The sequence below is a fragment of the Tenacibaculum sp. 1B UA genome, assembly GCF_033978845.1.
Classification (GTDB): domain Bacteria; phylum Bacteroidota; class Bacteroidia; order Flavobacteriales; family Flavobacteriaceae; genus Polaribacter.
Map to the genome: position 1 here is coordinate 86,562 of NZ_JAKVUA010000013.1, position 6,694 is coordinate 93,255.

General features: G+C 30.8%; 6 protein-coding genes. 3 read left to right on the forward strand and 3 right to left on the reverse strand.

The genetic code is table 11. The features are described 5' to 3' along the window. Positions 1-16: 16 nt before the first annotated feature. The 3 genes from MK851_RS11110 (at position 17) to MK851_RS11120 (ending at position 3,141) form a co-directional block, all read left to right on the forward strand. The gene (locus MK851_RS11110) at positions 17-1,516 is read left to right on the forward strand and encodes an aminotransferase class V-fold PLP-dependent enzyme (RefSeq protein WP_320243930.1); all 1,500 of its coding nucleotides are present in this window, start codon (positions 17-19) and stop codon (positions 1,514-1,516) included. A gap of 6 nt (positions 1,517-1,522) precedes the next feature. Beyond that, a complete protein-coding gene (locus MK851_RS11115) occupies positions 1,523-2,578 on the forward strand; it encodes a M14 family zinc carboxypeptidase (RefSeq protein ID WP_320243932.1) in 1,056 nt (351 codons plus the stop codon). 83 nt (positions 2,579-2,661) lie between these two features. Next, positions 2,662-3,141 (forward strand): Lrp/AsnC family transcriptional regulator, encoded by a 480-nt coding sequence (locus MK851_RS11120; RefSeq protein ID WP_303510976.1) that lies wholly within the window; start codon positions 2,662-2,664, stop codon positions 3,139-3,141. A 96-nt stretch (positions 3,142-3,237) separates the two neighbouring features. Here MK851_RS11120 and MK851_RS11125 read toward each other — a convergent pair whose 3' ends face one another. The 3 genes from MK851_RS11125 to MK851_RS11135 all read right to left on the reverse strand — a co-directional run bounded on the left by MK851_RS11125 (position 3,238) and on the right by MK851_RS11135 (position 6,164). Continuing rightward, positions 3,238-4,098: a metalloprotease gene (locus MK851_RS11125; RefSeq protein WP_303510974.1), complete on the reverse strand. Its 861-nt coding sequence runs from the start codon at positions 4,096-4,098 to the stop codon at positions 3,238-3,240. A gap of 163 nt (positions 4,099-4,261) precedes the next feature. After that, complete coding sequence (locus MK851_RS11130; protein WP_320243935.1) at positions 4,262-4,969, reverse strand: pseudouridine synthase; 708 nt, start codon at positions 4,967-4,969, stop codon at positions 4,262-4,264. Beyond that, complete coding sequence (locus tag MK851_RS11135; protein WP_320243937.1) at positions 4,962-6,164, reverse strand: multidrug effflux MFS transporter; 1,203 nt, start codon at positions 6,162-6,164, stop codon at positions 4,962-4,964. Before MK851_RS11135 ends, MK851_RS11130 begins: the two co-directional genes overlap by 8 nt. Positions 6,165-6,694 lie beyond the last annotated feature (530 nt).

The window sequence follows — 6,694 nt, forward strand, 5'->3', positions numbered from 1 at the left end:
GTATACTACTAATTTTATGCAACATTACAAACAACTAGAGATTTCAACTATGGATTTAGAGCAGTATTTTGATAAGTTCAGAAAAAATATTGTAGGTATAGATCAAACTTTTCAAACACCTTATGGCGAAAAGAAAATGATTTATACAGATTGGACTGCAAGCGGAAGGTTATATCGACCTATAGAAGAGCAGCTTTTATATAAGTTTGGACCTTTTGTAGCCAATACTCATACAGAAACTTCAACTTCTGGAGCAGCCATGACTTTAGCTTATCATGAAGCACGAAATATTATCAAACGTCACGTAAATGCATCTTCAAACGATGTGTTAATTACGGAAGGTTCTGGTATGACGGGTGTTGTTAATAAATTTCAACGTATTTTAGGTTTAAAAATAAATGAAAATTTAAAAGAAAACACACAAGTTCCAGAAGAAAAAAGACCTATCGTTTTTGTAAGCCATATGGAACACCACTCAAACCAAACTTCTTGGATTGAAACTATAGCAGATGTGGAAGTAGTTCCTTGTAATGATGAAGGTTTAGTATGTTTGGATAAGTTTGAAGAAACCATAAAAAAGTACCTAGATAGACCTATTAAAATTGCTTCTATAGTAGCAGGATCTAACGTAACAGGAATTAAGACAGACTACCATAAAGTAGCCTCATTAATTCATCGTTATGGCGGTTTATGCTTTGTTGATTTTGCTTGTTCTGCGCCTTATGTTGATATAAATATGCATCCAGAAAAAGAAGATGAGTATTTAGATGCTATTTTCTTTTCTCCACACAAATTTTTGGGAGGGCCGGGAAGCTCTGGTGTATTGATTTTTAATAAAAAACTGTATAAAAACATGGTTCCTGATAACCCTGGAGGAGGAACCGTTAGCTATACAAACCCTTGGGGACAGCACGATTATTTTGACGATGTAGAAACGCGTGAAGATGGAGGTACACCAGCCTTTTTACAAACAATTAAAATAGCCTTATGTATTCAGGTAAAAGACCAAATTGGTACAGATAAGATAAAAGAGCGTGAAGACGAAATCAATCCTGTAATCTTTAATTGTTTAGAAAATTTAGAAGGAGTTAAAATTTTAGCTCCCAATCACAAAGATCGTTTGAGCATTTTTTCTTTCTATTTTGAAAAATATCACTTCAACCTTGTTGTAAAATTATTAAACGATCGATTTGGTATTCAAACAAGAGGAGGATGCTCATGCGCTGGAACCTATGGTCATTTCTTACTAAACGTAGATCAAATAAGGTCAAACGAAATAAAAGGGCAAATTTTAGAAGGTTGTAATACAGAAAAACCAGGTTGGGTACGTTTATCAGTACACCCAACAATTACAAATGAAGAAGTACAATTTATTTGTGAGTCGTTACAAGCATTAGCAAATAATATTGAAGAATGGTCTAAAGACTATATGTACGACATTACTAAAAATGATTATGTACACAAAACTATTGAGTCTGTTGAAAAACAGCTAGTAACTGATTGGTTTTCGTTATAATATGATATGACACACTTAAGCAGCTCTTTTTTAGAAGAAAATTATTCAAAAATTAAAGAAGACTCTATATCTGGAAGATGGATAACATTAACAGATATAGAGCCTTTATATTTAGGATTGCAAAACTCTGAGATTCAAACAAAAACTATTGGAGAATCAGAAGAGGGAAGAGCCATTTATCAATTAAAATTAGGAAAAGGAGAAAAAAGAATTCTCATTTGGAGCCAAATGCATGGAAACGAAAGTACAGGTACCAAAGCTGTATTTGACTTTTTAAACTTTATTCAACGTTTTTCTACCCACGAAATAACTCAATCTATTTTAGCTAATTGCAGCATTACTATTGTACCAATGTTAAACCCAGACGGGGCACAAGCGTATACACGTGTAAATGCTAACAATGTAGATTTGAATAGAGATGCTGTAAAGCTACAAGCAAAAGAAAGTAAACTTTTGCGTAGTATTCTAAAAGAAGTAAATCCTGAATTTTGCTTCAATCTTCATGATCAAAGAACCATTTTTGGTGTTGAAGGAACAGAAAACCCAGCAACAATATCTTTTCTAGCTCCTTCAGAAGAAGAAACAAGAACAATTACTGAAGGAAGAAAGGAAACCATGAATGTAATTGTAGCAATGAATAATTTGTTACAAGAAATTATACCAAATCATGTGGGTCGTTATACTGATGAATTTTACCCAACTGCTACAGGAGATAATTTTCAAAAGTTAGGACATAATACTATACTTATTGAAGCGGGTCATTTTGCAAATGATTACGACAGGGAGGAGGTTAGAAAATATAACTTTTATGCCCTATTACAGGGGATTTATCACATTTCTTTAGCAAAAAACTTCAATAATTTTGAAAAATACCTTGCTATTCCTAACAATATCAAGAACTTCTATGATGTGATTTATCGATCAAAAAATAATAAAAAAGATGTCGCATATCAGTATGTAGAAAGTATAGAAAATGATAAATTTGCACTCGTTTTAACAAAAGAAGAAGAAGGAAACTTATCTATGTATTTAGCTCATAAAGAATTCATAAAAAATAGTTAAAAATTCTTTTTCTATCAAATAAAACTTATTTTTTTTAGAAAAAAATCATATTTTAGCAATATTACTTGAAGAAAACAAAAAGAATGAAGAAGTTCATATTAGATGAGATTGATCATCAAATTTTAGACATTTTAATTGAAAATGCTCGTACACCATTTACAGACATCGCAAAAAAACTGTTAGTATCTGCGGGTACTATACACGTACGTGTAAAGAAAATGGAAGATGAAGGAATTATTCAAGGCTCTACATTAACCTTGAATTATGAAAAAATGGGGTATTCGTTTATTGCTCATGTTGGGATTTTTTTAGAAAAAACATCTATGACACAACATGTGCTTGATAACTTACGCTTAATTCCAAATGTAACCGTTGCATACGTAACTGCAGGAAAGTATAATATTTTCTGTAAAGTGCGTGCTAAAAACACTAATGATGCAAAAGGTATTATTTATAGAATAGATGATGTTCATGGTGTAAATAGAACGGAAACAATGATTGCCCTTGAAGAGAGCATCAATGATAAAAAACGTTTAATGCACGCTATTTTTAAAGATATTTAAAAACTATTTTTATAAAATGTAAAAGGGTAGCAAAATTTTGCTACCCTTTTTTTATTGTTTAATTAATTTAACTTTTAAAAATATTAGTTTTTGTTTTTATTTTAAATTCTCAAATTCTTCCTTAGAGATTTCACCAGAATTAATTTTTCTTAACTCTTCCATTTTTGATAAGATAAATTTGTGTAAATCTTCGTCAATATTATCTGGTTTCTTTAAATCCTGACGTAAAGCTCCCGGTAACACATAGTTATCATAGTAATAAAAGAAGTTATAATCAAAACTACTAACAGTTAAGTCATAATCTCCTAGTAAATATCCTAAACGAAAAGCTGAACGACGTTGCGCAGGTGTACCATGGTGTCCAGGGCTAGTTGTATTATAGTCACCAATAGAAGCAGCAAAGTTATATGCTGGTGCTGCTTGTGTCCAAGTAGCGTTGTATCCATTTGGTTTTTTAATATAATAACCTGCAAAACCATCAGCTTCTAATTCAGTTGCTCTAGCTGTGCTTTCTGACCTTGAAGGTAAGTTGTTTTGGTATTGTAACTGATGCCCAATTTCATGAGCTTGAACCATAGCACAAGAAATTCTTCCTCCTTGGCTTAAGGCCATATTATATAATTCTTCTCCAAAAATAACATAACCAGCACCATAAGAAATAGCATTTGCTGTTCCAGAACCTTTAGCAAAATGCAACGGAACAGTACTAATGTTAAATACATCAGCTATTTTAACGTTTTGGTTGTTTAAGAAGTTTGTTTCTGATTGGTTTACAATAGTTGAACCAATGTAAGCGTTTTGTCCCCAGTTACCATCAATATAGCTACATACTTCATGAGAATGGGTGTCAAATAATTTAGCATTTGGATTATCAACAGGGTTAGTGTCGTTATCACTACAGCTTACCATTAATAAGGCTGCTGCTGTTGCTAATATGAAGGGTTTTAAATTTTTCATTTTTCTTTGATTTAAATCATATAAAAAGTTAATTAATTAAACAATCAATAATCTAAGCGTTAAAATGATAAAAATATTGCCTTCTGTTTTAAAAAAACAAAAATCACATAGCTGTTAATTAAGGTTAACTGTTGAAAATGAGAACAATAGGAGATACACCTTTTTATAAACTCCAATTAAACTTTTCAAAGATCACATACCAATCTTTAGAAAAATCTGCTTCTATAGATAGTTTTTTATTTGAATAAGGATGCGTAAACTCCAAAGAATGAGCGTGTAAAAAAAGATTTTCACAAGTAAAATTATCAATAAACATTGTATTATGGTTCTTATCACCATACTTTGGATCTCCAATTAGAGGGTGACTAATTTTATTCATATGAATCCGTAACTGGTGTAACCTTCCTGTTTTAGGTAGTAACTTAACTAAACTATATCTTGATGTATCGTAAGGTTTAACAGGAATGTCTATTATAACATTTTCTACAGTAAACAAATGTGTTTCAGCATTTTTATACACATTGGCATCTCTTCCTTTAACAGGAGAATCTATAATTTTAGTTTTAGGAGCATGACCTCTAACAACTCCGTAATACGTCTTTTGTATTTTGTTCTTGGTAAATAGTTCTTGAAACTTAGCTACAAATTCTGTTTCTTTAGCTAGTAATATAATTCCTGATGTCTTTCTATCAAGTCGGTGAACAGGATACATTTTTTGATCGAATTGTTGCTGAATTAGTTGTAGCAAAGAATCTTCATCTGCAACGTTTCTTGAATGGTGTGCATGATGCACTACTACATTATTAGGTTTTGATACACAAAGAATATAATCGTCTTCGTAAAGTACATCTAAGTTCATTATATTACTCATTTATGGGTTTTAACTTAGTAAAGTTTAATAGAAGTAAAGACAATAATCCACATATAAAAAAACCTATAAAAAGCGGTAGAGTAGTGGTATCTACATATCTTCCTATTAAAGTAGCAATTGGTACAGCCATAATAGTGGATACAAAACCGTTAATTGCTGCCCCAATTCCTGCAATATGTCCAACAGGTTGCATTGCTAACGCACGAAGGTTCCCAAATAAAAATCCGATTGAAAAAAATTGTAAAGCAAAAAACACCAATAATATTGCAATACTTGGATTTTCTTTTTGATAAAATAATACGATATAAATAACTGGAACTATAGAAAAAATAATTAAAAAGAATGATACAAGTTTATACATTCCAAACCTCATAACAAACGAACCATTTAAGAAAGTTGCAAAACCAACAGAAATAGCCAATCCAGCAAATATGTAAGGAAACTCATCAACTAATAAGTACTGTTCTTGAAAAATTTGTTGTGAAGCACTTAAATACACCATAAACGATCCAGTAATAAAACCAGAAATTAAGGTAAAAATGGTAGCTTGTTTGTATTTTATAAACTCCTTTAATCCATCAGAAAATAAACCAAAAGAAAATTTAACTCTATTTTCTTCTTTTAGTGTTTCTGGTTGACGTTTCCATAACCAAAACATGACTAAAACTCCAAATATTAACTGGCTATAAAATATAGATTTCCAGCCGTAGGCATCTAACATTAATTTACCTATAGCCGGAGCTACAACAGGAACTAAAATAAATATTACTACTATAAATGACATAATTTTTGCCATATAGTTTCCACTAAAACTATCACGAACCATGGCAATACTTATAGTTCTTGGAGCGGAAAGTCCAATTCCTTGTAAAATTCTTCCGAAAACCATCATTTCAATGCTTGTAGCATTAACACAGACAAAACTAGCGATAACAAAGAGCATAAAACCTCCATAAATAACTGTTTTTCTTCCTAAACTATCAGAAATTGGTCCAGAAATTAACTGACCAAAACCTAAACCTAAAAAAATCATGGTTACTAGTAACTGACTATCATGCGACTCTTTTTGAACACGAATACTAATTCCTATTTGTTCTAACGCTGGTAGTAATGCATCTATTGATAAAGCGACTAATGACATTAAGGAAGCCATTAAAGCAATGAACTCTAACTTTGATTGATTATTTTTTTGCATTAAGCAAAAATACTGCCTTTATTTTGTTTTGAAGTGTGGATTGAAGTTAAAAAAAGGCTGTTTTTTAACAGCCTTAAACAAACAATATCATAACTTTATAAGTCTAATAAAAAGACGCTGTCAAGAATAAAAGTGTAGTAAAACAAAAAAAATGTAAAAGTGAAGGGGCATTTTATTCTAAAACAGCGTCATATACTATATACATCTTACAGTTTATAAAACAACTATAATTTAAATAACCCTACTTTTTTTGTTAAAAATTTTTAAATTTAACCCGTTGTGTATTATGATTTAAAATAAAAAAGTTGTTCATCTTACTGATAATTAGCAACTTGTTTCAGTTACAAAACATTAACAATGAGTAACTTAAATGCAAATTACGAAAGAATATTGAAAGTGTTACAAAAAATATCAAAACACCAGCTTTTAACCTACCAAAGAAGACAGTCAAAACTAAATGATTTGGAATTAATAAGTTTAAGTCTTACTGCTGAATATATGGGCATTGACAGTGAAAACAATCTGTTCAG